The organism is Streptomyces sp. NPDC025721 (assembly GCF_055558595.1).
The window spans coordinates 55460-81038 of the sequence record NZ_JBVHMF010000008.1 but is presented as its reverse complement, the minus strand read 5'-3'; the positions used below and the strand labels follow the sequence as shown (position 1 = coordinate 81038).

General features: G+C 73.2%; 22 protein-coding genes. 13 read left to right on the top strand and 9 right to left on the bottom strand.

From position 1 onward, the window contains the following. The first annotated feature begins 85 nt into the window (after positions 1-85). From ACZ4EF_RS14115 to ACZ4EF_RS14095, 5 genes are all read left to right on the top strand, one after another. Positions 86-748: a response regulator transcription factor gene (locus ACZ4EF_RS14115; RefSeq protein WP_401851653.1), complete on the top strand. Its 663-nt coding sequence runs from the start codon at positions 86-88 to the stop codon at positions 746-748. Further along, entirely contained in the window at positions 739-2013 is a 1275-nt protein-coding gene (locus ACZ4EF_RS14110; protein WP_467504549.1) for a sensor histidine kinase, read from the top strand. The genes ACZ4EF_RS14115 and ACZ4EF_RS14110 overlap by 10 nt, the downstream gene beginning before the upstream one ends. Then, positions 2010-2405 carry a GNAT family N-acetyltransferase gene (locus ACZ4EF_RS14105; protein ID WP_355340012.1) on the top strand — a complete coding sequence of 132 codons (396 nt, stop codon included), beginning with the start codon at positions 2010-2012 and terminating at the stop codon, positions 2403-2405. Before ACZ4EF_RS14110 ends, ACZ4EF_RS14105 begins: the two co-directional genes overlap by 4 nt. Positions 2406-2612: 207 nt before the next feature. Continuing rightward, positions 2613-3287 carry a hypothetical protein gene (locus tag ACZ4EF_RS14100; protein ID WP_467504547.1) on the top strand — a complete coding sequence of 225 codons (675 nt, stop codon included), beginning with the start codon at positions 2613-2615 and terminating at the stop codon, positions 3285-3287. Then, on the top strand, positions 3284-4354 hold the full coding sequence (locus ACZ4EF_RS14095; RefSeq protein WP_467504546.1) for a hypothetical protein: 1071 nt from the start codon (positions 3284-3286) through the stop codon (positions 4352-4354). The genes ACZ4EF_RS14100 and ACZ4EF_RS14095 overlap by 4 nt, the downstream gene beginning before the upstream one ends. A gap of 101 nt (positions 4355-4455) precedes the next feature. On the opposite strand, the gene ACZ4EF_RS14090 is transcribed toward ACZ4EF_RS14095, so the two are convergent. Beyond that, positions 4456-6519, bottom strand: a complete 2064-nt coding sequence (locus ACZ4EF_RS14090; RefSeq protein ID WP_467504545.1) for a phosphocholine-specific phospholipase C — start codon at positions 6517-6519, stop codon at positions 4456-4458. 442 nt (positions 6520-6961) lie between these two features. Here ACZ4EF_RS14090 and ACZ4EF_RS14085 point away from each other — a divergent pair, with 442 nt between their 5' ends. The 4 genes from ACZ4EF_RS14085 (at position 6962) to ACZ4EF_RS14070 (ending at position 11166) form a co-directional block, all read left to right on the top strand. Next, the gene (locus ACZ4EF_RS14085; protein ID WP_467504543.1) at positions 6962-8089 is read left to right on the top strand and encodes a glycoside hydrolase family 43 protein; all 1128 of its coding nucleotides are present in this window, start codon (positions 6962-6964) and stop codon (positions 8087-8089) included. 629 nt (positions 8090-8718) lie between these two features. After that, positions 8719-9528 (top strand): GAF and ANTAR domain-containing protein, encoded by an 810-nt coding sequence (locus ACZ4EF_RS14080; RefSeq protein ID WP_467504541.1) that lies wholly within the window; start codon positions 8719-8721, stop codon positions 9526-9528. 4 nt (positions 9529-9532) lie between these two features. Further along, positions 9533-10321: an ANTAR domain-containing protein gene (locus tag ACZ4EF_RS14075; RefSeq protein WP_467504539.1), complete on the top strand. Its 789-nt coding sequence runs from the start codon at positions 9533-9535 to the stop codon at positions 10319-10321. Beyond that, positions 10321-11166: a PIG-L deacetylase family protein gene (locus ACZ4EF_RS14070; protein WP_467504537.1), complete on the top strand. Its 846-nt coding sequence runs from the start codon at positions 10321-10323 to the stop codon at positions 11164-11166. Before ACZ4EF_RS14075 ends, ACZ4EF_RS14070 begins: the two co-directional genes overlap by 1 nt. A gap of 75 nt (positions 11167-11241) precedes the next feature. On the opposite strand, the gene ACZ4EF_RS14065 is transcribed toward ACZ4EF_RS14070, so the two are convergent. The 4 genes from ACZ4EF_RS14065 to ACZ4EF_RS14050 form a co-directional block, all read right to left on the bottom strand. Next, positions 11242-12000, bottom strand: coding sequence for a GAF and ANTAR domain-containing protein (locus ACZ4EF_RS14065; RefSeq protein WP_355340038.1), 759 nt, complete (start codon positions 11998-12000; stop codon positions 11242-11244). A 4-nt stretch (positions 12001-12004) separates the two neighbouring features. Then, positions 12005-12814 (bottom strand): GAF and ANTAR domain-containing protein, encoded by an 810-nt coding sequence (locus ACZ4EF_RS14060; protein ID WP_467504535.1) that lies wholly within the window; start codon positions 12812-12814, stop codon positions 12005-12007. Beyond that, positions 12811-12933, bottom strand: coding sequence for a hypothetical protein (locus ACZ4EF_RS14055; protein WP_467504533.1), 123 nt, complete (start codon positions 12931-12933; stop codon positions 12811-12813). Before ACZ4EF_RS14055 ends, ACZ4EF_RS14060 begins: the two co-directional genes overlap by 4 nt. A 255-nt stretch (positions 12934-13188) precedes the next feature. Beyond that, entirely contained in the window at positions 13189-14535 is a 1347-nt protein-coding gene (locus ACZ4EF_RS14050) for a GAF domain-containing SpoIIE family protein phosphatase (RefSeq protein WP_467504531.1), read from the bottom strand. 269 nt (positions 14536-14804) lie between these two features. Here ACZ4EF_RS14050 and ACZ4EF_RS14045 point away from each other — a divergent pair, with 269 nt between their 5' ends. Then, complete coding sequence (locus tag ACZ4EF_RS14045; RefSeq protein WP_467504530.1) at positions 14805-15428, top strand: sigma factor; 624 nt, start codon at positions 14805-14807, stop codon at positions 15426-15428. A 117-nt stretch (positions 15429-15545) separates the two neighbouring features. Here ACZ4EF_RS14045 and ACZ4EF_RS14040 read toward each other — a convergent pair whose 3' ends face one another. The 3 genes from ACZ4EF_RS14040 to ACZ4EF_RS14030 form a co-directional block, all read right to left on the bottom strand. Further along, positions 15546-16427 carry a SigB/SigF/SigG family RNA polymerase sigma factor gene (locus ACZ4EF_RS14040; RefSeq protein ID WP_401851681.1) on the bottom strand — a complete coding sequence of 294 codons (882 nt, stop codon included), beginning with the start codon at positions 16425-16427 and terminating at the stop codon, positions 15546-15548. Positions 16428-16526: 99 nt separating this feature from the next. Continuing rightward, positions 16527-16958 carry an STAS domain-containing protein gene (locus ACZ4EF_RS14035; RefSeq protein WP_467504528.1) on the bottom strand — a complete coding sequence of 144 codons (432 nt, stop codon included), beginning with the start codon at positions 16956-16958 and terminating at the stop codon, positions 16527-16529. Positions 16959-17041: 83 nt separating this feature from the next. Beyond that, positions 17042-19816: an AAA family ATPase gene (locus ACZ4EF_RS14030; protein WP_467504526.1), complete on the bottom strand. Its 2775-nt coding sequence runs from the start codon at positions 19814-19816 to the stop codon at positions 17042-17044. Between the two features lie 269 nt (positions 19817-20085). On the opposite strand from ACZ4EF_RS14030, the gene ACZ4EF_RS14025 reads away from it, so the two are divergent. After that, complete coding sequence (locus ACZ4EF_RS14025; protein ID WP_467504524.1) at positions 20086-22314, top strand: helix-turn-helix domain-containing protein; 2229 nt, start codon at positions 20086-20088, stop codon at positions 22312-22314. Between the two features lie 39 nt (positions 22315-22353). Here ACZ4EF_RS14025 and ACZ4EF_RS14020 read toward each other — a convergent pair whose 3' ends face one another. After that, positions 22354-23052, bottom strand: coding sequence for an alpha/beta fold hydrolase (locus ACZ4EF_RS14020; protein WP_355340061.1), 699 nt, complete (start codon positions 23050-23052; stop codon positions 22354-22356). A 335-nt stretch (positions 23053-23387) separates the two neighbouring features. Between ACZ4EF_RS14020 and ACZ4EF_RS14015 the strand changes: the two genes are divergently transcribed. Further along, positions 23388-24632, top strand: coding sequence for an acyltransferase family protein (locus ACZ4EF_RS14015; RefSeq protein ID WP_467504521.1), 1245 nt, complete (start codon positions 23388-23390; stop codon positions 24630-24632). 99 nt (positions 24633-24731) lie between these two features. Continuing rightward, positions 24732-25568, top strand: a complete 837-nt coding sequence (locus ACZ4EF_RS14010; RefSeq protein ID WP_467504519.1) for a helix-turn-helix transcriptional regulator — start codon at positions 24732-24734, stop codon at positions 25566-25568. The last annotated feature ends 11 nt before the right edge of the window (positions 25569-25579 follow it).

Here is a 25579-nt window from a genome sequence, read left to right as displayed (position 1 = left end):
TCCGGCGCCTGCCGGTTCTTCGGCGACCCGTCCGGAGGACGCACGCTTATCTCCGCGTACGGCCCCCCGTGTTTCCCTGGCCCGCATGAGAGTTCTGGTGGCCGAGGATCATCACGTGTTGGGGCGGACGATCGTGATCGGGCTGCGGCGGCAGTCGATGGCGGTGGACCTGGCGGTGTCGGGGGACGCGGCCGAGCGGATGTGCGGGGTCACGGAGTACGACGTGCTCGTGCTCGACCGGGATCTGCCGGTGCTGAGCGGGGACGAGGTGTGCCGGAGGGTGCGGGGGATGGCGGCGCCGCCGCGGATCTTGATGCTGACGGCGGCGGGCGGGGTCGAGGACAGGGTGTACGGGCTGGAGCGGCTGGGGGCGGACGACTACCTGGCCAAGCCGTTCGACTTCGCCGAACTGGTCGCGCGGATCAGGGCGTTGAGCCGCCGGGCGCTGAAGGCGCCGCCGGTCGTGGTGGCGTACGAGGGCATCACGGTGGACGCCGCCAGGCGCGAGGCGCGGATCGACGGGCGGGCGGTCGAGCTGACGCCGAAGGAGTTCGCGGTGCTGCACGCGCTGGTCGGCGCGGGCGGCGAGGCCGTCACGCAGGAGGAGTTGGTGCGGTCCGTGTGGGACGAGCACCTGGACCCGCGGACCAGCGCCGTGCGCGCCACCGTCAGCCGCCTGCGCGGCAAGCTCGGCCCGCCCGACGTGATCGTGGCGGACGCCGGAGAGGGGTACCGGCTGTGCCGCTGATCAGGCCCCCGCGCCCGCACCTGACGTTCCGGGCCCGGCTGGCCGCCGCCTTCGCCGGGCTCTTCCTCCTCTCGGGGACGGCGCTGCTGGCGTTCGTCGTGGTGCTGGCGCGCTACGGGACGACACGGCAGGTGCAGGGCATCGGGGTCAGCCGCGCCACCGGGAGACCGACGGACGCGGCGACGTACGCCCCCACCGGCCGCACCGGCCCCGTCGTACCCCACGGCGGCTCCGGCGGCACGGGCGCCATCGATGGCGCGGGCGGCGCGGGCGGCACGGGCGGCACCGGCGACGGCATCTCGATCCGCGCGCTGCACTGGACCGTGGGCGCCGTGCAGGACGCGGCGCTGCACCAGATGATCCTGTGGTCGGCGATCGGCCTGGTGCTCATGATGGTGCTGGCCGCCGCCACCGGCTGGTGGCTCGCGGGGCGGGCGCTGCGCCCGGTCGCGGCCGTGACGGACGCCGCCCGCCGGATCAGCGAGCAGAACCTGCACGAACGGCTCGCGTTGAGCGGCCCGGCCGACGAACTCCAGCGCCTGGCCGACACGTTCGACACGATGCTCGACCGGCTGGAGAAGTCCTTCGAGGGCCAGCGCCGCTTCGTGGCCAACGCCTCCCACGAACTGCGCACCCCGCTGGCCGTCCAGCGCGCCTGCCTCGAAGTCGGCCTCGCCGACCCGCTTCCCGACGGCCTCGCGGACGTGCGCGACGACCTCCTCACCGTCAACCGCGACGCCGAGCGGCTGATCGACGCGCTGCTGCTGCTCGCCCGCAGCGACCGCGGCCTCGAACGTACCGAGCAGGTCGACCTCGTACCGCTGGCGCGTCAACTGACCGTCGAGCTGTGCCACTTGGCGCAGGAGAAGGACGTCCGGCTCACCGTGACCGCCGACCGGCCGTTGCGCGTCGAGGGCGACCCGGTCCTGCTGCGGCACCTCCTGTTCAACCTGATCCGCAACGCCGTCCAGTACAACCACCCCGGCGGCGCCGTCTCCCTCGACCTCGCCGACGACACCCTCACGGTCACCAACACCGGCGATCCGGTGCCCGCCGACCGCGTGCCCGACCTCTTCGAGCCCTTCCGCCGTCTCGCCCCCGACCGCACCAGCGCCTCACCCGCGTCCGGCCACGGACTCGGCCTCGCGATCGTCCGCTCCATCGCCACCGCCCACCACGCCACGCTCACCGCTTGCCCCACCCACCCCGGCGGCCTGGCCGTCACCGTCACCTTCGCCCGCGCCGACCGTACGATCGCGGCGTGACGATCACCTACGAGTGGCGCGGCCACGTCGACAACGAAGCCCTCAACTCCCTTCACGCCGACGGTTTCGGCGGCCCGCCCGCCCGCACCGACTGGCGCGCCCGCCTCGAACGCCACAGCCTAGGCTGGGTCTGCGCCCACGACGACACCCGCCTCATCGGCTTCGTCAACGTCATCTGGGACGGCGGCGCCCACGCCTTCCTCCTGGACACCGTCGTCTCCCGGCCCCACCGCTCGAAGGGCGTCGGCGCCCACCTCGTCGCCACCGCCGCCCACCACGCCCGCGCCGCCCACTGCGAATGGCTCCACGTCGACTTCGAGCCCCACCTCCGCCCCTTCTACCTCGACACCTGCGGCTTCCGCCCCACCCCAGCGGGCCTGATCGCCCTGTGACTCCGGATGCCGGCACCGCAGCCGTCGTGTTCCCCGCGCAGTGACGCGATCGTGACGCGCTGAGCGCGGGAGCACTCTCGAACCTCACGCGTTCTCTTCGCTACCGTGGGTGGCGGATACGGGGGGTCAGGCGTGCGGGGTCCGAGGGGGCCTTTTCGCCGACGCCCCGAACGGTGCCCACGGACGACCGATCGGGAGACTTCGACCATGCGAGCCCGCTCAGCATTTCCCGTCGCGGCTCTCGCGGCGACCGCCGCGTTGACGCTCTCCGCCTGCGGCGGCGGCTCAGGTGGCGGCGACAGCAAGATTTCCCCGACCACGGCGCCCCCGGCCACAGCGACGGCGACCGCGACATCGGCGCAACCGACGGCGAAGGGTGGGGTGTTGACCGTCGACCCGGCGCTCGCGCTCCCCGCGGACCTGAAGCTCGACTTCGACTGGCGGCTTCCGGCGGACGACGCCGAGGCCGGGGTCCTGACCGCGTCGGCCGACTTCATGCAGTCGATGACGCACGGCGTGGTCGAGCAGAGCGTGAAGGGCGGGGCCCTGAACACGTACGCGGAGGGCGACGCGTACAGCTACGCGAAGCAGTACGTCCAGATGCACATCGACGCGAAGAAGACGGTGACCGGTACCGACCGCTTCTTCCGGCCCGCCGTCAAGCTCCTCGCCAAGAACTCGGCGGCCGAAGTCACCTTCTGCGAGGACCAGTCGAAGCTGTTCAGCAAGGAGATCGGGACCGGGAAGGTGCACGTCACCGGCGCTGACGACCGCAACTACGTGTCGTACCAACTGGTGCTCAGCCTGTTCCGGCCCGGCACGCAGCTCTGGCGAGCACAGTCGATCACCACCAAGGAAAGGGCGTTGGAGTGCAAGCAATGACGGGTACGGGGTCACTCCGCCGCGCGCTGCCCCTCGCGGCGCTCATCGTGTTACTCGCGGCGGCACCGGGTTACGCCTTCGACGACACCGGTTTGCCGCCGTCGGGTGGAAAGGGTTCGGGTGACAGCGGCGGAAACCTGGAGGCCATCGCCCAGGGGTACCGGCTGACGTATCCCACGGGCAGGCCGAGCGGCGCGAGCCGACCGTTGGCGTCGGTCAACGTCAACTGGGCGCCGCCGCCTTGCTGGTTCGGGCCGAAGTACACCCCCGAGCAGTTCAAGGCGGAGTACACGAAGAACTTCAACGACGAACTGCCCCAGGTGCACGGCACTTTCCGTACCGCCATGGGGATGGACCGGGACCACTACCAGAACGGGCTGGACTACCCCGGCGGGGACAAGGGCTACAAGGACTTCAACAGCGCCGAGGCCGGCAAGGGAATGTGGTGGCTGGTGACTGTCAATCCGGACGCCGACCCGTCGGCGCAGATGGGCTGCAACGACCAGACGCCGAGGTGGGTGCCCAACGGCCAGATGCCGCCTGCCGGGACCGGGCATGTGATCACCCCGGAAATGCTCTCCAAGCTCGCCTTCGCCCACACCCACGTACCCGGCGTGAGGATCGTGACCAATCCCGCGGGCCCGCAGACGGTCAACATCCCCACCTGGGTGACCCTGCGACAGGCGTACACGCCGGTGAAGGTGCGGGCGTCGGTGGACCTGGGCGGCGGCCGGGAGATCTGGGCCGAGACCACCGCGGAGCCGTCCGCCGTGCACATCACCCCCGGCACCTCCGACGCCACCGTCTTCCCGTCCTCCGGCGACTGCCCGATCGGACCCGACGGCAAGGTCGGCGCCGCCTACAACGGCGACCCGAAGGCAGCCCCTCCCTGCGGCGTGACGTACCTGCGCTCGACGCAGAACACCCCGCCGTACCAGCTCGATGTCTCCGTCAACTGGCATGTGAGCTGGACGGGTTCGAGCGGCGGCCCCTACGCCCTGCCCGACGGCAGGGTCGGCGACCCGCGAGAGGTGACGGTCCGGGAGATCCAGACCATCAACAACTGACCGTCCGCGGCGGGCGGTTCAGCCGGGCGGACCAGATCCATGGCTCGTCCGGCGGACCGGGATGCGCGGGATCCGGACGGACTCGCGCCGCCGCGGGGTCCTCAGGTTGTTGATGTTGCCGGGTCGCTGGTGCTGGGGGTGCCGGTTTCTACGTGGGCGGCGAAGCGGCGGAGGTAGGCGGGGTCGGTGGTGGTGGTGACGGTGATGTCGTACCAGTGGTTGCCGGCGGGGACTACCCAGGCGGGGACGGTGCGGGAGGCGCCGGCGGCCACGGTGTAGGTGTAGTGGGCGGTGGGGGCGTAGGCGTCGGTGGCGTTGAAGGTGACGGGGGCGCCGGTGGGGTTGCTGAAGACGAGGGTGACCTGGCCGGTGGCGGGGGTGTGGCGGGCGGTCACCTCGGGGCCGACCGAGCCCGCGGTGCCGGCCATGCGGCGCAGGAAGCCGTTGGGGCCGTGGACGGAGAAGTCGTAGCGGTCGGAGGCGGCGGGCATCAGCCAGGTGTCGACCAGGGATTTGCCCGCCTCGACGGTGTACGGCCACGGGCCGTCGGAGCGGACCGCGGAGGTGACGAGGAAGGCGGCGCCCGCCGTGCCGAAGTTGCGGAAGGTGAACTGGAAGCGTCCGCCCGCGGGTTGGGTGTCGGCGGCCAGGTCGTACGGCAGCGGGCGGGCATTGCGCAGGCCCGGTTCCTGGCGCGGGACGGCGCCGGTGGCGGGCGGGGTGGGGACGTAGTCGCCGGGGTTGTTGTGGTTCGGCGGTACGTAGCCGCCGGTGCCGGGGAGCGCGGGCGCGGCGGCGTTGCTGCGGGTGAAGTCGAAGGCGGCGGTGAGGTCGCCGCAGACCGCGCGGCGCCAGGGCGAGACGTTCGGGTTGCGCACACCGAAGCGCCTCTCGATGAACTGCACGATCGAGGTGTGGTCGAAGGTCTGCGAGCAGACCCAGCCGCCCGTGCTCCAGGGCGAGAGCACCAGCATCGGCACGCGCGGCCCGAGCCCGTACGGCCCGGCCGCGTAACCGGAGAGCCCGCCGGTGTAGAGGTCCTGGGTGACGTCGGCGGTGGACAGCCCGCGCGCGGCGGAGGCGGGCGGGAAGGGCGGCACGACGTGGTCGAAGAAGCCGTCGTTCTCGTCGTACGTGAGGAAGACGGCGGTACGGCTCCACACGTCGGGGTCGGCGGTGAGCGCGTCCAGCACCTGGGAGATGTACCAAGCGCCGTAATTGGCGGGCCAGTTGGGGTGTTCGCAGAACGCCTCGGGGGCGGCGATCCAGGACACCTGGGGGAGTTTGCCGCCCACGACGTCGGCCCTGAGCCGGTCGAAGTAGCCGTCGCCGGTGCGGGCCGAGGTGCCGGTGCGGGCCTTGTCGTACAGGGCGCTGCCGGACTGGGCGTTGCGGTACTGGTTGAAGTACAGCAGGGAGTTGTCGCCGTAGTTGCCGATGAAGGGGTCGCTCGTCCAGCCCCAGCCGCCGCCGGAGTTCAGGCCGGTGCCGGTGTCCTGGTAGACCTTCCAGGAGACGCCCGCCCGCTCCAGGATCTCGGGGAAGGTGGTCCAGCCGTACCCGGCCTCCTCGTTGCCCAGCACCGGGCCGCCGCCCTTGCCGTCGTTGCCCGAGTAACCCGTGTACATGTAGTACCGGTTGGGGTCGGTGGAGCTGAGCATCGAGCAGTGGTAGGCGTCGCAGATGGTGAACGCGTCGGCGAGCGCGTAGTGGTACGGGATGTCCTGGCGGGTGAGGTGCGCCATCGTCGTGGTGGTCTTGGCCGGGATCCAGCGGTCGTAGTTGCCGCCGTTCCACGCCTGGTGGGTGCCGTACCAACTGTGGTCGAGGTCGCGGAGGAACTGGAGGCCGAGGTTGTCGATGTTCGGCCGGAAGGGGAGTGTCTCGTGCCCGGCGGCGTCCGCCTGGTGGAAGACGGACTTGCCGCTGGGGAGGGTGGCCGGGCGGGGGTCGCCGAAGCCGCGCACGCCGCGAAGGGTGCCGAAGTAGTGGTCGAAGGAGCGGTTCTCCTGCATCAGGACGACGATGTGCTCGACGTCCTGGAGGGTGCCGGTTCCCGCGGCGGCCGGGATCGAGGCGGCCTTGGCGATGCCGCCGGTGAGGACGGACGCGGCGGCGGTGGCTCCGGCGAGTTGCAGGAACCTTCGGCGGTCGACGTTGGGCACGGGGCTTCTCCTGACGGTCCGGTGGGGGCGGGCCGTGCTGCCGGTGGCGCTCTGAGCGTGCTCTGGCGGTGCCCCGACAGGGCGGGTCCGGCTGCGCGGTGGTGCGTGCGGAGGGGGCATTTGCGGCATACGCGAACACGTGTGGCGTGCACATGATGGTGATCCGGGGCGGATGGTGTCAATGGGGCGCGGGGGAGTACGGGTTGACCGGCCGAGTCGTACCGCCTTGGGTGATTGACATGCCCACGGTCACTCGCGATGCTGTTGGAACGTGCTACCACCGGTGTTGACCCTTGTGCGGGAGCGGTGGAAACGGTGGGATTCAAGCGGTCAGAGCGCCAAGTTCCCCCCTCCGATGCGGTTCTGACCGGACGTCGTCCCTCGGCGGGCGCTCCACCGCCCGCCCGGCGTCGAAGCGGAGGCCCGACCATGGAACGGGACTATGAAGCTTCTGCGAAGTCTCCACAGTGCCTTGGCAGGCGGCGGCCGGGGCGGTTCGTCCGGCACCGGCCGGGGTGCCCTGGCCGGCACAGTGTGCGCAGCCCTCGTGGCCGTACTCGCCCTGCTGGCCGTGCTGTGTTCCGCGCCCGCCCAGGCGTCCCAGACCACCATCCACAACGCCGACCCGAGCGTGATCCGGGTCGGCAGCACGTACATCTCGGCCGAGACGTCGGGCGGCGGCATCGCCGTACGGAAGGCGTCGTCGCCCGACGCCCTCGGCGCGGCGGCCTCCCGCAAGGTCTGGTCGGACACCAAGGGCCGCGGTGAGGTGTGGGCCCCGGAGATCGTGGTGGACGGCGGCCGGTACTACATCTACTTCACCTCGGGCGCCGGAGCCGCGCACCGGATGTACGTCATCAGCTCGGCGACGGCCGACAGCGGCTACGGCGCCGAGACCCAACTGGCCCTGCCCAACGACAAATGGGCCATCGACGGGAACCTCTTCACCTTCAACGGGCAGCGCTGGTTCGTCTGGTCGGGCTGGGCGGGCGATACGAACGTCGAACAGAACCTGTACATCGTCCGGATGAGCAGCCCCACCGCGCCGACCGGCGCGCGCTACATCATCTCCCAGCCGCGCGAGAGCTGGGAGCGCGTCGTCGGCAACCCGTACATCAACGAGGCGCCCGCCGCCGTCAAGGACCCCAACGGGCAGCTCCACATCGTCTATTCGGCCAACGGGAGCTGGAGCGACCAGTACTGCATGGCCGATCTGCGGCTGCGCTCCGGCGGTGACCCGACGTACGTCTGGGACTGGTACAAGTCCAACGGCTGCCTGTTCGGCGCGCACGCCGCCACCATGATGTCCGGCTGGGACCCCACCCTCTACGTCAACGGCCCCGGCTCCCACAGCTTCGTCCTCCTCAACGGCGACATCGGCACCAGCCCGCCCGCCGGCCCCCGCTTCCCCCTCATGTTCACCGCCGTCCCCAAGGGCACCCCCTACTCCTGGTCCAACCGCTACTGGTTCACCGGCACCTTCTGCTGGTGGGGCAACACCACCTACTCCCGCGCCAACGTCCCCGGCCCCACCTCCAACACCGGCTTCAGCCTGAAGTTCTTCGAATAACCCCCACCGGTCCCGGTTCGGGGTGCTGGCGGGGGCGTGGGGAGGGGGATGGCGTACGGGGTGCGCCCCTGCCCCCGGCGGTTGTCCGAACGCACGGTTTGAGCAGGTGAGGGCTTTGACGCAGCACCCCCATGGGCGGAATCCGGCGAGCGGCGCGCTGGGCGCGTACGAGCTGGGCGGGTACGAACGGCACGCGGACGCGCTGTTCTCGCTGGCGCTGTCGCTGTGCCGCGATCCGGAGCGGGCGGTCGACGCGGTGGCGGCGGCGGTGGCGCTGTCGTATCGGGGGGCCGGCGCCCGTGGCGGACAGGGAACTGCGGTCGGTACTGCGCCGTGCCGCCGACCTCCCGGCCGGGCGCACGGTGTGACGTCAGGGGGCCCGCGGACGCCCGGGAGGTAGGGTGGAAGGAGCGTCCCTGCCCCTGGCGCAGTCGGTTGAGTGCGATGCCGCCACCGGGGCCGCGGATCTCCCGCGGATCACCTCGCCGTGACGGGCGGAACCCACAACCGCTGAACGGATGACCGTTCACCCTTACGCGAACGCGATGACCGCGTGACCGGTCTCCGTCCGTCGTTCCTTCCGCGCTCGGGGAATCGAGGCCATGTGAGGCCGTATGCGGTGGTGCCCGATGGCGGCTGAGCGCCTGGCGGAGGCACTGCGTCTGCTCCAGGACGGCCAGGGGTCGCCCGCGGTGGCCGTGGCGGGCGCCGCGGCCCTCGAGGTGGACGGCGTCGCCGTCTCGCTGGGGAACGAGCCGGGCAGGACCGAGGTGCTGTGGTGTTCCGACGACGTGTCGCGCGGCTTCGAAGACCTCCAGCTCACACTGGGGCAGGGCCCGGGACCCGACTGCATGGTGGGCGGTACGACGGTACGGGTGCCGGATCTGGCCCGCGTCCGCCACGACCGCTGGCCCGAGCTGGTCATGGAGGCGCCCGGCCTGGCGGCGCGCGCGGTCTTCTGCTTCCCGCTGCGCATGGGCGGGATCGGACTCGGGGTGCTGACCGCGGTACGGCGCGCGCCGGGGCCGTTGACCAGCGGGCAGAGCGCCGACGCGGCGATTCTGGCCGCCGCCCTGACCAGGTACTTCCTGGAGGGTGCCGGTCGGGCACGCCAAGAGGCGGATCGTGTGCGGCCTCAGGACCCTGTGATCCCGCAGGGCCAAATGAACCCGCCGGACCCGATGAACCCGCCGGACCCCGCGGACCCGCCGGACCCCGCGGACCCCCTCCCCTTCCTCCATCACGCCGTGGTCCACCAGGCGACCGGCATGGTCAGCGTCCAGCTCGCCGTCTCCCTCGCCGACGCCCTGCTGCGGCTGCGGGCCCACGCGTACGGCAGCGGGCGCACCGTGACGGACGTGTCCCACGACGTCGTGGCCAGGCGACTGCGGCTGGCCCCCGACGCCGAACCCCTCCCGCCCGCCGCAGACAAGGACTGACGCCATGCCCACCCGAGAACAGCAGGTCATCGAGGTCTTCGTCGAGGCGGCCGACTCCCTGACCGCCGACTTCGACGTCATCGACTTCCTCCAGAAGCTCTCCGTACGCTGCCTGGATCTGCTCGACGTGTCCGCGGTCGGCGTCCTGCTCGCCGACCAGTACGACGCCCTGCACCTGCTGGCCGCCTCCGACGAACGCACCCGGCTGCTGGAGCTGTTCGCCCTCCAGTACGACCAGGGCCCGTGCGTCGACTGCTACCGCGACGGGCGGCCCCGTACGAACGTCGACCTCACCGGGGACGAGGCCGTCGAGCGCTGGCCGCTGTTCGGCCGGGGCGCCCACGAGAGCGGGTTCGCCGCCACCAGCGCGCTGCCGCTGCGGCTGCGCGGGCGGGTGATCGGCGCGCTGAGCCTGTTCAGGACCGACCCCGCGCCCCTGGGACCGGAGGACATCGTCCTCGGCCAGGCCCTCGCCGACGTGGCCACCATCGCGATCCTCCAGCAGCGGACCCTCGCGCACGCCGAGGCGGAACGCGACCAGCTCCAGTACGCGCTCAACAGCCGGATCATCGTCGAACAGGCCAAGGGCATCCTCGCCGAGCGCTGGAACATGTCCCTCGACCAGGCCTTCGCCACCTTGCGCTCCTTCGCCCGAGCGCGTCAGCACAAGATCTCGCGCCTGGCCCGCCTGATCACCGAGGGCGGCTTCGACACCGACGTCATCGCGCACGGCGTCAAGGAAACCAATCGCGCGGAACCGGGCGGCCCCGTGGCCGGTAGGGAGACATCCTGATGGACCAGCACGACACCCCGCACAACCCCGAGCAGCACACCGATGACCCGCACACCGACGAGCAGCACACCGACATCCCGCACACCGAGAGTCCCGAGCACGCCGATCCGCTCCAGGCGCCCGGCACCGACGAGGAGCACTGGCGCGCCTGGGACGGCTGGGCGCACCTGGCCGACACCGAACTGCCCACCGCCGGACGAGTGGTGGTCGTGGCCGCGCACCCCGACGACGAGGTGCTGGGGGTGGGCGGCAGCATCGCGCTGCTCGCCGCGGCCGGTGTGGCGGTCACCGTCGTGTCGGTGACCGACGGCGAACTGTCCCACGCCGACAGCACGGCCATCACGTCCCATCAGCTCGTCGGCATCCGGGCCGCGGAATTGCGCGAGGCCCTGGCCGAACTCGGCGCCGACGCACAGGACATCGTCCGGCTGAGAGTGGCGGACACCGAGGTGGCGGGCCATGAGGACGAGGTCGCCGCGGCCCTGGTGCCGCTGCTGTCCGACGCCGACCTGTGCCTGGCGCCGTGGACCGGTGACGTCCACAGCGACCACGAGGCCGCGGGCCGCGCCGCGCTGACCGCCGCCCGTAAGGCGTCGGTGCCCTGCCTGCTCTATCCCGTGTGGATGTGGCACTGGGCCCGCCCAGACGACCCCCGCGTGCCGTGGGCGTCGGCGTCCCTCGTCCGGCTGCCGGAAGAGGTGGCCACCCGTAAGCGGGCCGCTGTCCAGCGGTTCGTCAGCCAGGCCAGGTCCCTCGGCAGCTCGCCGGATGACGCGGCGGTCCTGCCGCCCGGCGAAATCGCCCACCACGTCCGGGACTTCGAGGTCGTGTTCACACCGGCCTGAGCACCCCAGGGCCTGGGCGTCCCGGTGCCTGAGCGCCCCAGTGCCCGGGCGTCCCGGCGCCTGAGTGCCCCGCTCCTACGCGCCCGTCCGCGGCGCGCGCGTCGGAAAGGTGCGGATGGTCTCCGTGGCCTGCGTGCCGTCGGCGATCTCGCGGGCCAGGTCGGAGAGTTTGCGGCCGTGGGCGTGGGCGTAGGAGCGGAAGACGCTGAACGCCTCGTCGACGCCCAGGTGCCAGCGCTCGGCGAGGATGCCCTTGACCTGTTCGATGGTGATGCGGGCGTTGAGGGCGTACTGGAGCTGGTCGCGTTCGGCCTCGGCGTGGGCGAGCGTGCGCTGTTGGAGGATCGCGATGGTGGCGACGTCGGCGAGGGCCTGGGCGAGGGTCACGTCCTGGTCCGTCAGCGGCTCCGGGTCGGTCTGGAAGAGGCTCAGCGCGCCGATCACCCGGCCGCGCAGCCGCAGCGGCAGCGCGTTGGTGGCGACGAATCCGGTGGCCTCGGCCCCGGCGGTGAACTGGGGCCAGGCGGCGGCCACTTCGGGAGCGCCGAGGTCGACGTTGGTCCGCGGCTCACCGTCGTGGTAGCAGTCGACGCAGGGACCCTGGTCGTGCTGGAGCGCGAACAGCTCCAGCAGCCTGGTGTGTTCGTCGGAGGCCGCAAGTACGTGCAGGACACCGTTCTCGTCGGCGAGCAGGACGCCGACGGCGGCGACGTCCAGCAACTCCATGCAGCGCACCGACAGCTTCTGGAGGAAGTCGATCACGTCGAAGTCGTCGATCAGGAAGTCGGCCACCTCGACGAAGACCTCGGTGACTTGCTGTTCGCGGGTCGTCATGGCGTCAGTCCTTGTCTGCTGCAAGTGAAGGCGGGTTCGGATCGGGGCTCGGGCCGCGGCCCGGTTCGGTGCTCGTACCGGGGCTCTGACCGGGGCTCGGGTCGGGGACCATCCTCAGCCGTCTGGCCACGACGTCCTGGGCCACGTCGGTCAGGGGACGCTCGTTGCCGTACGCGTAGGCGCGCAGCCGCAGCAGCGCTTCCGCCAGCGGCACGGCGAGCTGGACGCTGACCATGCCGGTCGCCTGGTGCAGCACGGCCTGGTGCAGGGCGGGGGCTGGCAGAGCGGGGCCGGGCATACCGGGAGCGGACAGAGCGGGACGGCCGCTGGACGGCGTCCACGCGTCCCCGGGGTCGAGGAAACGCCGGGTCAGCAGGCCCGCGAGGACACCCGCGTCACCGTCCTGTTCGGGGGTCAGGCGGCCGGGCGCGTCCCTGACCAGCGTCAGCACGCCCAGCGTGATCGCGCCGACGCGCAACGCGAAACAGAACACCGCCCGTACGCTGAGCGCGGGCGTCTCCCGCAGCAGGGCGGGCCAGCGGCCGGCCGGCGTGAGCCCCAGGTCGGGGACGCGTACCGCGGTGCCGCCGGCCAGGCAGTCGGGTCCCGGGCCCTGACCGACCGTGAGCTGGAGATCCTCGAAGGCGCGCGCTCCGGCACCGGAGGACCACAGGACCTCCGACGCGCCGGGCCGGCTGCCCGCGCTGATCGCGATGCCGTCCACGCCGAGCGTCTCGGCGACCTCACCGGCGACGTCCGGCCAGTCCGAGGTCTGGAGCGCCCGCAGGATCTCCGCCATCCGGTCGCTGATCACGCGGCACCGCTCGACGGCCGTCGTACGACCGGCGCCGCACGGGCAGGGGGAACCGCGTAGAGGTCGATCTCGCCCTCCCAGCAGACGGCCGCCCGGATGTCGCACCGGAACAGCATCATCGTACGCACACCCCCCACGCCTGCCCCGCGCTTCCCCGTACGCACGCCGCACACCCCGCCCCGCGCCCCGCGCTTCCCCGAACCCCGCCGCGGCCGGTCCACAGGCTGTGGACACCGCTGGGGAACGCCCGGCACGTCACCGCACGGGAACGTCACCACGGCGGCACGTCACCGCTCCGGCACGTCACCGCACGGGCACGTCACCGCACCGGAACGCGTACGCGTACGCGTACGCGGAACGAGAACCCGGCCGGGTCAGACGCGCGGCGGGACCCGCAGCGCGAGCAGCGCGGTGTCGTCGCTGGCCCAGCCGCCGTGGTAGTCGCTGAGCGTGTCGGCGATGTACTCGATGGTGTCGGCGGCGCCCATGGTGTGGGTGTCGCCGAGGGTACGGGCGAGGGCGGCCTCGTCGAACATCGGCCGGCGCGGCTCCGCGCCGCGCGGGTCGGGCCGCGCCTCGCAGGCGCCGTCGGTGTAGAGCAGCAGCAGGTCGCCGGGGGTCAGCCGGAAGCGGACGTCGGAGAGGTGTACCGGGTCGACCACGCCGAGGAGGGTGCCGGGGGTGCCCGCCTGCCGGACGCGGCCGTCGGCGCGGCGGATCAGGGCGGGGGGGTGTCCGGCCAGGCACAGCCGCCCCGACACCCCGGACCCGCTGGCGCGGAAGGTGGTCTGGACGGCGGTCAGGAAACGGGGGGCGCCCTGCGCGAGCATGGCGGTGTTCAGCCGGTCGAGCACCGCCGCGGGCGACAGGTGCTCACCGGCGTCCGCGCGCAGGGTGTAGCGGGCCAGCGCGGTCACCTTGGCCGCCTCGGTCCCCTTGCCGCACACATCGCCCATGACCGCGGTCCACCAGGCCCCGCGGGCCTGGAACAGGTCGTAGAAGTCGCCCACCACGCTGATGTCGCCGCTCGCCGGGATGTACAGGGCGGCGGCGTCCACACCCGGCACGGGGCGCAGGGCCGGGGGCAGCAGGCTGTCCTGGAGGCTGCGGGCCAGTTCGCGGGAGGCGGCCAGCGCGCCCTGCGCGGTCGACAGCGCGTTCTCGGCGGTCTGGAGGGCGGTGTGCACACGGTCGAGCGACATCCGCACGTTGATCTCGTTGGACACCGCCCGCGCCAGGACCGACATCGTCTCCAGTTCCTGCGGTGTCCACACCCGAGGGTTGGCGTCGATCACGCACATGGTGCCGATCGGCTGCCCGTCCGTGGTCACGATCGGGAATCCGGCCCACGCGCCCACGCCCCACGGTCCGATCGCCGGATGCCCCGCCGTCCGCGGGTCCTTCTCCGCGTCCTCCACCACGAACGGCCCGTTCTCACCGACGGCGAAGTAGCAGAAGCTGTCGCCCACCGCGTTCTGCCAGCTCTCCACGTCCCCGTAGGGCAGGTGCGGTACCGACTTCCAGTACGTACGCGTCTCGCCGACGAAGGTGATCGCGGAGATCGCGGCGCCGGTCACCGACACCGCCAGCCTGGTCAGATCGTCGAAGACCCGCTCCGGAGCGGAGCCGACCATGCCGCTGGCGTCGAGCGCCGCCAGCCGGCCGGGGTCGGACAGCACGGCCGGCAACCCGTCCGCCCGTACGCCGCCCGGGTACTCCATCGCTCCCGCCACAACCCTTGCCCGTTCCGTCAGACGGCGTTTTTCGCGCGCCAGCCAACCACGCGTTCCGGACCCCTGCCAGCTTCCCGCCGCAACGATCCGAACACCTGTCCCTGATCCAGTATGAGGGCCTGCCCCCCGGGTCGCGCGGGCGAACGGCCGGTTCGGCGCCGACGACCGGGTCCCGGCGGCTTTCGTGGGTGCGGTCTGCGGTGGCGTGGGAGCCTTGGCCGCGTATGGGAACGGTCTGCGAGGGAAGCTCACCATTTATGAACGGTACGAGCGGCGGTACGGGTGGCAGCGCGGTCAGCGGTACGAGCGGCGGTACGGGTGGCAGCGATACGAGCGGTGACCCGGGTCAAGGCGCGGACGTGCGGGAACTCCTCATCCGCGCGGGCAAGGGCGACCGCGACGCCTTCGACCGGCTCTATCCGCTGCTGGCCCCCGCCGCCTACGGCCTCGCGCACTGCATGACGGGCGACGCGGCGCGGGCCGAGGAGCTGTCCCGCGAGGCGCTGGTCGACGTCTGGCGCACGGCGCCCCGCTTCGACCCCGCCCACGCCGACGCCCTGACCTGGGCGGTCACCCGCGTCCACCGAAGCCTGGTCGGCCTGCTCAGGTCCGGGCGGGACACGGAGGCCGTACGGACCGACGTCGGCCCGACCCTGGACGCGATCCTCGGGCGGCTGCGGGAGATCCGCGCCGACCCGCGGGTACGGACGGACCTCAAGCGGCTGACGCCCCGGCAGCGCGAGGCGGTGGTCCTGGCGGGCCTCGGCGGACACGCCTGTCCCGCGACGGCCGTCGACCACGCCGGTCCGGCGGCCACGAGACGGCCGGTCGATCTGCGCGACGGCCTGATCCGGCTCCGGGACTGGCTGCCCGGGCGCTGAGCCGGGCTGAGCCGGGCTGAGCCGAGCCGCGCACAGCTCGGCCGCCGAGCGGATCGCTGTCCGGTCGGCGGCCGTGGTGCTCTGAGTCGCGGGGCTGTCCTGCTGGCCGGTTGGCGGCTACTTGTCGGTGAGCATCCCGGCCCGCAGCTTGGCCAGGGTCCGGCTGAGCAGCCGGGACACGTGCATCTGGGAGTAGCCGAGCTCCGCGCCGATGTCGGCCTGGGTCAGCTCCTGGCCGAAGCGCATCCGCAGGATGCTGCGCTCGCGGTCGTCCAGCTTCGCCAGCAGCGGTGCCAGCGCCTGGAAGTCCTCGACGAGTTCCATCGCCGGGTCGGCCGCGCCGATGGTGTCGGCGTACGAGCGTCCGGCGTCCTCGCCGTCGTCACCGGCGGGCAGGTCGATGGAGCCCGCGGTGTAGCCGTTGGCGGCCACCAGGCCCTCGACGACCTCGTCCTCGGTGATCTCCAGGTAGGCGGCCAGCTCGGCGAGGGTCGGCGGTGCGTCCAGGACGGCGGTCAGGTGGTCGCGGGCCTTGGCCAGCTCGACCCGCAGCTCCTGGAGGCGGCGCGGTACGTGGACGGCCCAGGAGGTGTCGCGGAAGAACCGCTTCATCTCGCCGACGATGTACGGGATGGCGAAGGTGGTGAACTCCGTCTCCCGCGACAGGTCGAACCGGTCTATCGCCTTGATCAGGCCGATCGTGCCGACCTGGACGATGTCCTCCCACTCCTGCGGGCCGCGGCTGCGGAACCTGCGGGCGGAGAAGCGGACGAGGGACATGTTCATCTCGATCAGCGTGCCGCGCGCGCGGCTGTACTCCTCGGTGCCCTCCTCCAGCGACTGGAGGCGGTCGAAGTACAGCTTCGACAGCTCGCGGGCGTCCTTCGGCGAGACCTTCGCCGGGTCCGCGACCTGCGGCACCTCACCCACGGCCGGAACGCTCCGGCCGACTCCGGTCGGCAGTGCGGTGGTTCCCGGGTCGTGCGTGATCGCCGTCATGTGTTCGCCCAACGTCGTCGGCTGTGACCCCAGGCACGTACCCCCTCTCACGCGTCGCACGCACGAAAACTCAGGAATTTCTTTTCCGTCCCCCACCCGTCACCCACCGTGCCCCCGGTCCGCCGCCCACCCGTCACCCGCGGTCCCGCGCTCCGCCGCCCGCCCGTCACCCGCGGTCCCGCGCTCCGCCGTCCACGCCTCGACCGCCGCGTCCGCGCTCGGCGCCGCGGCGAAGACTTGGTCGAGTCCCGTGACGCGGAACACCCGGTCGAACCGCTCGGGGACCGCGGCCAGGACGGTGTGGGCGTGGGCCTCTTCCGCCCGGTGGTGGGCGGCGAGCAGCGTGCTGAGGCCGCTGGAGTCGATGAAGTCCAGCCCGCCCATGTCCACGACGAGCTGTCGGCCGGGCGCGAGGGCGAGGCGTTCGACGGCCTCGCGGACCTGCGGCGCGGTGGAGTAGTCAAGCGCTCCGGCGAGTGCGACGACCGCGCCCGCGGGGGTGGCGCGGACGTCGACGGTCAGGAGTCCCATGGCACTCCTCTCGCGGACTGGCCTCATACGTGAGGTAGTTCGGAGCCGAGGTGCCCGCGGATTGGTGTTCGTACGATAAAAGTTCAGGCTCGCCGCTCTTCCGTCCGGTCCAGCGCGTCCCGCAGCGCCGCCCGCGAGGTGATGCCCAACTTCGGGAAGAGCTGGTGGAGATGGGTCGAGACGGTCCGCGGCGACAGCAGCAGCCGCTCCCCGATCTGCTTGTTGGTCAGGCCGGTGGCGGCCAGCCGGGCGACCTCCCACTGCTGCGGTGTCAGGGCGGGGCCCTCGGGCGGGATGCGGGCGGCGACCGGGATGCCGCAGGCGCGCAGCTCCTTGTTGGCCCGGTCGGCCCAGGGGCGGGCGCCGAGCCGTTCGAAGCCGGCCGCGGCGGCGCCGAGCAGGTGCCCGGCCCGGCCGGGTGCCTTGCTCCGGCGCAGGCGTTCACCCAGGTAGAGCTGGACGCGGGCGTGGTCGAAGGGCCAGCGCTCGGCGCCCTCGACGGCCAGCGCCTGGCCGAAACCCCGTACGGCCTCGTCGTCGCGGTCCGCCGTCAGCGCGGCCGACGCGAGCAGCACCATCGCCAACCGCGGTGACACCGCGTCCAGTCCGGCCTCGCGCGCGGCCCGTACGTGCGCGGCGGCCTCGTCCCGCCGCCCGGTCCGTACCGTCGCCTCGACCTGGTCGAGGACCGCCCACACCGCGTGCCCGGCGAACGGCGCGAAGGTCCCGGGCGGCGTGATCCGGGAGGCGTGGCGGTACGCCTCGTCGAAGTCGCCGAGCGACAGGGCGGTCAGCGTCCGCGCGTGGGCGGCGTAGCAGCCGACGGCGTAGCCCCTGCGGGAACCCGCCCACTGGTCCATCCGGTCCGCGAGCCGCCGGGCCCGCGCGTACTCGCCGCAGGCCGCGTGCAGGCAGGCGAGGACGAATGTGCCGGTCCAGGAGCGCAGCGGATAGGCCATCTCCTCGCACCACCGCAGACCCTGCTCCGCGACCTGCCGCGCCTCGGCCCACTGGCCGGTGAACCAGGCGTGGCTGCTCCACAGGAACGACGCCTGGATGGCGGGGAAGACGTTCTGCCCGTCCAGGCCGCCGCGGGCGGTGAGCCGCAGCGGCGCCTCCATCGCGTGCAGGCGGTCGCCGTACGCGGCGGCGGTGGCGATCCGGACGATCCGCACCGGGTCCGCCGTGCCGGGCAGGGTCCGGATCGCGGTGTCGAGCCGCGCCCAGTCGGCCGGGCGGGCGCGGGCCGGGTCGCCGAAGGTGGTCCGCAGCAGGTACAGGGTGTCGGGGACGGCGGCGCACTTCGCCAGCGCCGCGTCGAGCTCCGACCACAGCTCGCGCCGGCCGCCGTGCACGCACACCATCAGCAGCGTGGTCAGGGCCTCCACGAGCGTGGCGTCCGTGAGGTCGTACGGCTCGGGCTGGAGCGCGACGGCGCCGGACAGCAGGCGGTGCGCGGTGTCGATGTCCCCGTAGCTGTTGAGCAGGTACAGCGCGGCGGCCACCGCGACGGCCGGGGAGTCCGCGTCCGGCGACGCCTGCCGCGCGTCGTGCAGGAGGCGCGGTACGTCGCGTACGTCGCCGGTGAGATTCGCGCCGACGTACGCCGCCTTGGCCAGCCGCCGGGCGTACGCGTCGCCCGCGGGGCTCAGCTCGGCCGAACGGACCAGCGCGGCAACGGCGTTGGGCCCGTCGCCGCGGCGTGTGCCGACGTCGGCGGCCTCCTCCAGGAGCGCGGCGATCGACTCGTCCGGCTCGTCGGCGGCCTGGGCCAGGTGCCAGGCGCGCCGCTCGGGGACCGCGGCCCACGCCGCCGCGAGCGCGCGGTGGACGCCCCGGCGCTGGTCGCTGGTCGACAGCTCCACGACGGCGGAGCGGATGAGGGAGTGCCGGAAGTGCACGCGCCCCATGTCGTCGTCCACGCGCACGAGTCGCAGGCGCTCCGCCGGGGCCAGGTGCTTCGGATCGCACCGGCCGGCCACCGCGCGGCGCACGATCATCATGGTGCCGCTGCCCTCCAGCGCGGCGACGAGCAGCAGGTGCCGGGTGGCCGGTGGCAGCGTCCTGATGCGCGAGGCGAAGGTCGACTGGAGCCGCTGCGGCAGCGGCAGCCGCTTGGGCAGGGCCTGGGACGCGCGTCGCTGGGGCTCGGTGAGGGCGGCGGGCAGCTCCAGCAGCGCCAGGGGGTTGCCCTCGGCCTCGGCGATCACGCGCCGCCGCACCCGCGAGGCGAGCGTCGGGAAGCGGCGGCGCAGCAGCTCGTCGGCGGCGGCCTCCGGGAGCGGCCCCAACTCGTGCAGGGGAAGGCCGTTGTGGTCGAAGAAGCTCTCCTCGCCGAGCCTGACCGCGCACACCAGACCGGTGGCCGTGCCCGGCAGGCGACGGGCGACGTGCCCCAGGACGACGGCACTCGACCGGTCAAGCCACTGCGCGTCGTCCAGCACCAGCAGGGCGGGGCGGTCGCGGGACAGCGCGGCGGCCAGCGCCGCCGCGGCCTCCACGACCGTCCGGTGGCCGGGCGCCGCGTCGTGCTCCAGGCCCAGGACACCGGCCAGGGGCGGCAGTTCGGCCGCGCGGGCGCGGACCTCGGGCACCGACGTCAGCAACTGCCGCAGCGCGCCGTAACTCAACTGCGCCCGGTACTGCACACCGTCCGCGCGCAGCACCCGCATCCCGGCGGCCTCGGCGCTCCCGGCGACGGCGGCGAGCAGCGCCGACTTGCCGACGCCCGGCTCGCCCACCAGCGCCAACGACCCTCCGCGGCGCGGGACTTCGGCCAGGAACGCGCCGAGCCTGCCGAGGTCGGCGTCCCTGCCGACCAGCAGCCCGTCCCTCGCGTCGCCGGCTCCGTCGCTCATCACTGCCCCCTGCCGCGCCCCGGCCGACCGCCGTCACCCGACTACGTCATATGACGGAATCGGGCAGGCCCGCCAGGCTCCTAGTGTGCATCCCACGACCTCGTCCGTCCGAGGGAACCGGCAGGTGGCGGGGGAAACCCGCCGGGTGACGGGGAGCACGCGGAACGCCGCACCCTCGGACGACGCCGGCCGGCGGCCGGGGAGGGACACCTCGGCTCCGCAGCTGAGGGGAGTGGTGCGCCATCACCGGACGTACGGGTTTCGGCGAGGTGCTGCGCGGCCATCGCCGCGCGGCGCGGCTGACCCTCGAGGGACTGGCGGAGGCGTCCGGTGTCAGTGCCCGGACGCTGTCGGACATGGAGCGCGGCCGGAGCCGCGGACCCCAGCAGCGGACCGTGACCGCGCTGGCCGACGCGCTCGCCCTGGAAGGCGCCGCGCGCGCGGAGTTGCTCGACCTGGCGCGGGACGGCCGCCTGCGCGGCCACTGGACGCGTCCGAGCGGCCTGTGCGAACTGCCGGGCGCCGTACCGGACTTCACCGGCCGCGCCGCCGAACTGGTCTGGATGAGCGAGCTGGTGTACGCCGAGAGCGCGCCGGGCGTCGGGGTGGTCGGTCTCGTCACCGGCGCCGCGGGTCTGGGCAAGACCACCTTCGCCGTCCGGGCCGCCCACGCCGTACGGCCGAGCTTCCCCGAAGGGGTGTACTTCCTGGACCTGCTCGGCATGTCGCAGCGGCCCGTGACCGCGGACGAGGCGCTGCGGCACGTCCTGCGCGCGCTGGGCGTCGGCGACCAGGACATCCCGGCCGCCACCGAGGGCCGCGCCTCCCTGTACCGGTCGGTCCTGCGCGACCGGCGCGTCCTGGTCGTCCTCGACGACGCCGCGTCGGAGGAGCAGGTGCGCCCGCTGCTCCCGGCCGGGGGAGCGGGCCGGGCCATGATCACCACCCGGCGGCTGCTGGCAGGACTCGAAGGCGTCCGCAGGCTGGTGCTCGGCCCGCTGCCGCTCCCGGAGGCCACGCACCTGCTGACCGGGATCATCGGCGAACGCGCGGCCACCGACGAGGAGTCCGACCTGACCAGGCTCGCCGAGCTGTGCGGCGGTCTCCCGCTCGCGCTGCGGATTATCGGGAACCGGCTGGCCAGCAGGCCCGGTTGGGCGGCCGGTGAACTCGCCGCCCGGCTCGCGGACGAGGAGCGGCGGCTGGACCAGCTCACGGCCGGTGACCTCAAGATCGCCAACGCCTTCGGGATGTCGTACGAACAACTCGCCGCGCCCGCACGGGCGTTGTTCCGGCGGCTGGCCGCCGTGCCGGGGCCGGACGTCGACGCGGACCTGGCGGCCGTCGCGGGCCGGATGCCGGTCAAGGAGACCTGGGACGCGCTCGACGATCTCGTCGACCTCGGCCTGCTCCAGGACAGCACCGCCGGGCGCTACCGCTTCCACGACCTGGTCCGCCTCTTCGCGCGCGAGCGGCTGCGGGAGGAGGAGAGCCCGGCGCGGCGCGCGGAGTTGGCGGACCGGGTGACGGCCTGGCTGCTGCGGACGGCCACCCTGGCCGGGCGGTGGTTCGAACCCGGCTACGGCCGTCCCGACCGGCCCGACCCCGAACTGCCGAGCCTGGCCTCGGAAGAAGAGGCCGAACGCTGGCTGCGGGCGAACGTGGACAACTGGCTCGGCGCGATGCGGGCCGCCGCGGCCCGCGGCCGGTACGCGCCCGTGCTGGACTGCGCCGAGTCCATGCACTGGTTCTCCGACCGGTGGGCGCACGGCCCGCACTGGCGCGAGGTGTTCACGCTCGGCGCCGAGGCCGCCGCGGCCCTCGGCGACCTGGCCCAGCAGGCGGCCCAGCTCAACTATCTGGCCTGGGTCCACTGGGTGCCGTCCCGCGACCCGCGGGCGGTGCTGCGGTACGCGCGTGAGGCGCTGGAGCTGGCCGAACGCGGCGGCGCCACCGCGCAGATCGCCTGGTCCCACCAGTACGCCGCCGGGGCCGCGCGCCTGCTCGGCCGCCCCGGCGAGGCGATCGCGTCCGCGTCCCGGGCGGCGGAGACGTTCCGGGCCCTCGGCGACATGGACTCCTATGTGCAGTCCCTCGCCTCGATCGGCAACTCGCTGCGGGAGGAGGGCCGTTACACCGAGGCGCTGCGGCAGTTCCGTACCGCTCTCGCCGTCATCGACGACGAGGAGCCGCGGATGGCGCCGACCGTCGTGGCGCACTGCCGCCCGCTGGGCCTGATCCGCATCGGCCAGTGCCTGGGGCACCTCGGCCGCCGTCCTGAGGCGATCGCCGCGCTCACCGCGGCGATCGCCTCCCTGGACGCGCAGCGCCTGACCGGCTTCCGGCTCGCCGAGGGACTGGAGACGCTGGGCGCCCTGCTGGCCGACGAGGGCAGGACCGACGGGAGCCGGCGCGCCTACGCACGGGCCGCCGAGGTGTTCGCGGAGGTCGGGGACACGGAGGCGGCCGACCGGTGCCGCCCGTTGTCCGCGCCCTGACCCGCCTCACGGCGGGCCGGGCGGCGGGGCGGGCCGGGGTCAGAAGCCGCCGTTGGCGCCCTGGGCGGCCTGCGCGATGACGGCGGCCACGACGGCGGGCCGGGACACGTACACGGCGTGGCTGCCGGGCGTCTCGGAGACGGTGGCCTTGGCCCGCTCGGACATGGCGCGCTGCGCGGGCGGCGGGATCATCCGGTCGTCGGTCGCGACCAGGTACCACGACGGCTTCGTCCGCCACGCGGGCTCGGAGACCGTACCGGCCAGGGCCTCCACGCCCCACGGGACCTGCGCGTCGGCCATGAAGGCGGCCACGTTCGCGGGCACGTCGGCCGCGAAGGACGCCGCGAACTTCTCCCGGTCGAGGAAGAGGAACCCGTCCTGCGGCGGCAGGATCGGCGGCACCGGCGCACCGGGCGGCGGGTCGGCGATCAGCGTGTTGACGGACTCACCCGCGTCCGGCGCGAAGGCCGTGATGTACGCGAGCGCGGCCACGTTGGGGTGGTTGCCCGCCTCGGTGATGACGGCGCCACCGTACGAGTGCCCCACGAGCACCGCGGGACCGTCCAGACCGTCCAGCACCCGCCGCGTGACCGCCACGTCGTCGGCGAGCGACAGCGTCGGATTCTGCACGACCGCCACCCGGTAGCCGTCGGCCGTCAGATGGTCGTACACCCCCTGCCAGCCCGCCCCGTCCACGAATCCGCCGTGCACCAGCACGACATTCCCGATCGCCGTCATGACCTCTCCTGACCTGGTGGTCCGCGGCCCCGACGGCCGCCGCCCCACCGCCGAGTCAAGTCCTCGGCACCGGCCGGGACCACGCAGAACAGCACGCAGAAGTACGGCGGCGCGGGTGTCGGCCGAGGGGCCCTGATGCAGCCGGGGTGAATTTCGTACGGTCATCTCCTTGCGGGCTGCCCAGCGCTGGATGACAACCTGCTGAACCGTTCCCGATCCCGGCCCGCGGGCCTGGTTTCGCGCCGAGCGACCGCCCTACGTTGAAGTGCTCCGGAGCGCGCGGGAGAGCGCGGACGGAAGCCCTGACCACGGACCCGAACTGGCGGAATCAGCACATGAGGCATGCGGGCGGCGGCTCCGGCGAGGACTGGCCGGGGGGCCGCGGCGGCCCGGCGGGCGGCGGCGGCCCGGCGGCCGGCGGGGTGCTGCGGACCGAGGAACGCCCCGCCGCCGAGGCGCTGCCCGCGCCGGGACCCCTGGCCGTACCGGCCCCGCCCGCGCGCCGCCCGCGGCTGTACGTGATCGACGCGCTGCGGCTGTGCGCCGCGCTGATGGTCGCGCTCCACCACTACGTGGGCACCAACCGCGTGAACCAGCCGAACAATCCGGTCTGGGACCGCCCGGCCTCCCACGTCTTCCCGGCCGTCTTCCGCGTGTCGTCCTACGGCTGGATCGGCGTCGAGATCTTCTTCGTCATCAGCGGATTCGTGATCTGCATGTCGTGCTGGGGGCGCGGACCGCGGGACTTCTTCGTCTCCCGGGTGATCCGGCTCTACCCCGCGTACTGGTTCGGCGTGCTGTTCACCGCCGCCGTGCTCACGCTGTGGCCCGCGGTCTTCAAGGCGCCCGCCTCCGCGCGCGACACGCTCTTCAACCTCTCGATGCTGCAACAGGGTTCGCGCATCGCCGACGTCGACGGCGTCTACTGGACCCTCTGGTCGGAGCTGCGCTTCTACCTGATCTTCCTGCTCGTCGTGGCCACCGGTCTGACCTACCGCAAGGTCGTCGTCTTCTGCTGCGTGTGGGGCGTCGCCGCCGCCCTCGCCCCCGTCGCCGGGACGCCCGCGCTGACGCTGCTCGCCAACCCGGACGCCGCCTGGTACTTCATCGCGGGCCTCGCCCTGTACCTGATGCACCGCTTCGGCCAGGACCTGCTGCTGTGGGGCATCCTCGGGATGTCCTGGCTGATGGCCCAGAGCGAGATCGCCCAGCGCGTCGACACCGTCGAGCACGTCTCCAGTTGGCGCGGCGCGCTCCTGCTCTACACCGTCTTCCTGCTCCTCATGGTCGGCGTCGCCGTCGGTCTCACCGACCGCCTCCAGTGGAAGTGGCTCGCCACCGCGGGCTCCCTGACCTACCCCTTCTACCTGGTCCACTACGCCGCGGGCACCACCGCCATCCACTACCTGCGCGACCGCGCCGACCCGCGCCTGCTGGTCGCCGCGCTCATCGGCGCGATGCTGCTGCTGAGCTACCTCGTGCACCGGCTGGTGGAACGCCCGCTGTCCGCGCTCCTCAAGCGCGGCCTCACCCGCTCCTTCGCCCGCCTCGGACCGCCGCCGGTCCGCCGGACCCCGTAGCCGTACCGGGCCGCCGGACCCCGTAGCCGTACCGGGCCGCCGAGGAACAGGGCGGGCGGCCCGAGGAATAGGGCGGGCGGCCCGAGCGCTTGCCGGTGCATGACGCTGGTGGATGGGTCGGCCGCGCCCCTCGGCGGTGTGCGCGGTGTGCCGACGTGGGACATGGTGGCCGTGACGGTCCGCCGACTGGGCCAGGGAGAGCGGCTGGACGGCGGCGACGGCGCGATCTGGGCGCTGGTCCTGGACGGCGACGCGCGGCTGGAGACGGCGGCGGGCGCCGAGGCGCTGTGTGCCGGGGACGCCTTCCACGTGGACGCCAGGACCACGTACCGGCTCGTCGCGCCGACCCGCGCGGAGGTGGCCGTCGGCACTCTGCGGGCGGTGCCGCCGATGCCGAGTCCGCTGGTGGCGCGGGACTTCGCGGGGCGCAACCGCGGCATCGTGGAGCTGGTGCGGATGTGCCCGCTGGACCCGAGGCACGGGCATCCGCTCTTCGCCGCGAGCTACGGCGGGCTGATCCAGGCCGCCATGGTGCAGGCCGTCGAGGAGAGCGCGCGGCAGCGCTCGGACCCGCGCCTGACCGCGCTGGTGTCGGCGCTCGACGCGCATCCCGGGCGGGCCTGGACGGTGGACAGCATGGCGCGCTTCGCGCACCTGTCCCGCTCGTCCCTGAGCGAGCGCTTCCGCCGCGAGCTGGGCCGCAGCCCCGCGCAGGTGCTCCGCGAGGTACGCATGCGGCACGCCCGCGAACTCCTCGCCGGTACGGACAAGCCGGTCGAACGGATCGCCCTCACCGTGGGCTACGGCTCTGCCGCCGCCTTCAGCCGCGCCTTCTCCGCCGACCACGGCCGACCGCCCCAGTCCTGGCGCTCCCACCCGGGGTCCGCGCGGCCCCCCGAAGCCGATGCCGCCTGCGGCGGCGGCTCCGTGGAGTAGCGGGGGGTCGC

Bases quoted from the DNA above. Each gene is read 5' to 3' on its own strand.
- ACZ4EF_RS14115 (WP_401851653.1), top strand. From the start codon at position 86: ATGAGAGTTCTGGTGGCCGAGGATCATCACGTGTTGGGGCGGACGATC.
- ACZ4EF_RS14100 (WP_467504547.1), top strand. From the start codon at position 2,613: ATGCGAGCCCGCTCAGCATTTCCCGTCGCGGCTCTCGCGGCGACCGCC.
- ACZ4EF_RS14095 (WP_467504546.1), top strand. From the start codon at position 3,284: ATGACGGGTACGGGGTCACTCCGCCGCGCGCTGCCCCTCGCGGCGCTC.
- ACZ4EF_RS14085 (WP_467504543.1), top strand. From the start codon at position 6,962: ATGAAGCTTCTGCGAAGTCTCCACAGTGCCTTGGCAGGCGGCGGCCGG.
- ACZ4EF_RS14080 (WP_467504541.1), top strand. From the start codon at position 8,719: ATGGCGGCTGAGCGCCTGGCGGAGGCACTGCGTCTGCTCCAGGACGGC.
- ACZ4EF_RS14075 (WP_467504539.1), top strand. From the start codon at position 9,533: ATGCCCACCCGAGAACAGCAGGTCATCGAGGTCTTCGTCGAGGCGGCC.
- ACZ4EF_RS14070 (WP_467504537.1), top strand. From the start codon at position 10,321: ATGGACCAGCACGACACCCCGCACAACCCCGAGCAGCACACCGATGAC.
- ACZ4EF_RS14065 (WP_355340038.1), bottom strand. From the start codon at position 12,000: ATGACGACCCGCGAACAGCAAGTCACCGAGGTCTTCGTCGAGGTGGCC.
- ACZ4EF_RS14055 (WP_467504533.1), bottom strand. From the start codon at position 12,933: ATGATGCTGTTCCGGTGCGACATCCGGGCGGCCGTCTGCTGGGAGGGC.
- ACZ4EF_RS14050 (WP_467504531.1), bottom strand. From the start codon at position 14,535: ATGGAGTACCCGGGCGGCGTACGGGCGGACGGGTTGCCGGCCGTGCTG.
- ACZ4EF_RS14045 (WP_467504530.1), top strand. From the start codon at position 14,805: ATGAACGGTACGAGCGGCGGTACGGGTGGCAGCGCGGTCAGCGGTACG.
- ACZ4EF_RS14040 (WP_401851681.1), bottom strand. From the start codon at position 16,427: ATGACGGCGATCACGCACGACCCGGGAACCACCGCACTGCCGACCGGA.
- ACZ4EF_RS14035 (WP_467504528.1), bottom strand. From the start codon at position 16,958: ATGGGACTCCTGACCGTCGACGTCCGCGCCACCCCCGCGGGCGCGGTC.
- ACZ4EF_RS14030 (WP_467504526.1), bottom strand. From the start codon at position 19,816: ATGAGCGACGGAGCCGGCGACGCGAGGGACGGGCTGCTGGTCGGCAGG.
- ACZ4EF_RS14020 (WP_355340061.1), bottom strand. From the start codon at position 23,052: ATGACGGCGATCGGGAATGTCGTGCTGGTGCACGGCGGATTCGTGGAC.
- ACZ4EF_RS14015 (WP_467504521.1), top strand. From the start codon at position 23,388: ATGAGGCATGCGGGCGGCGGCTCCGGCGAGGACTGGCCGGGGGGCCGC.
- ACZ4EF_RS14010 (WP_467504519.1), top strand. From the start codon at position 24,732: ATGACGCTGGTGGATGGGTCGGCCGCGCCCCTCGGCGGTGTGCGCGGT.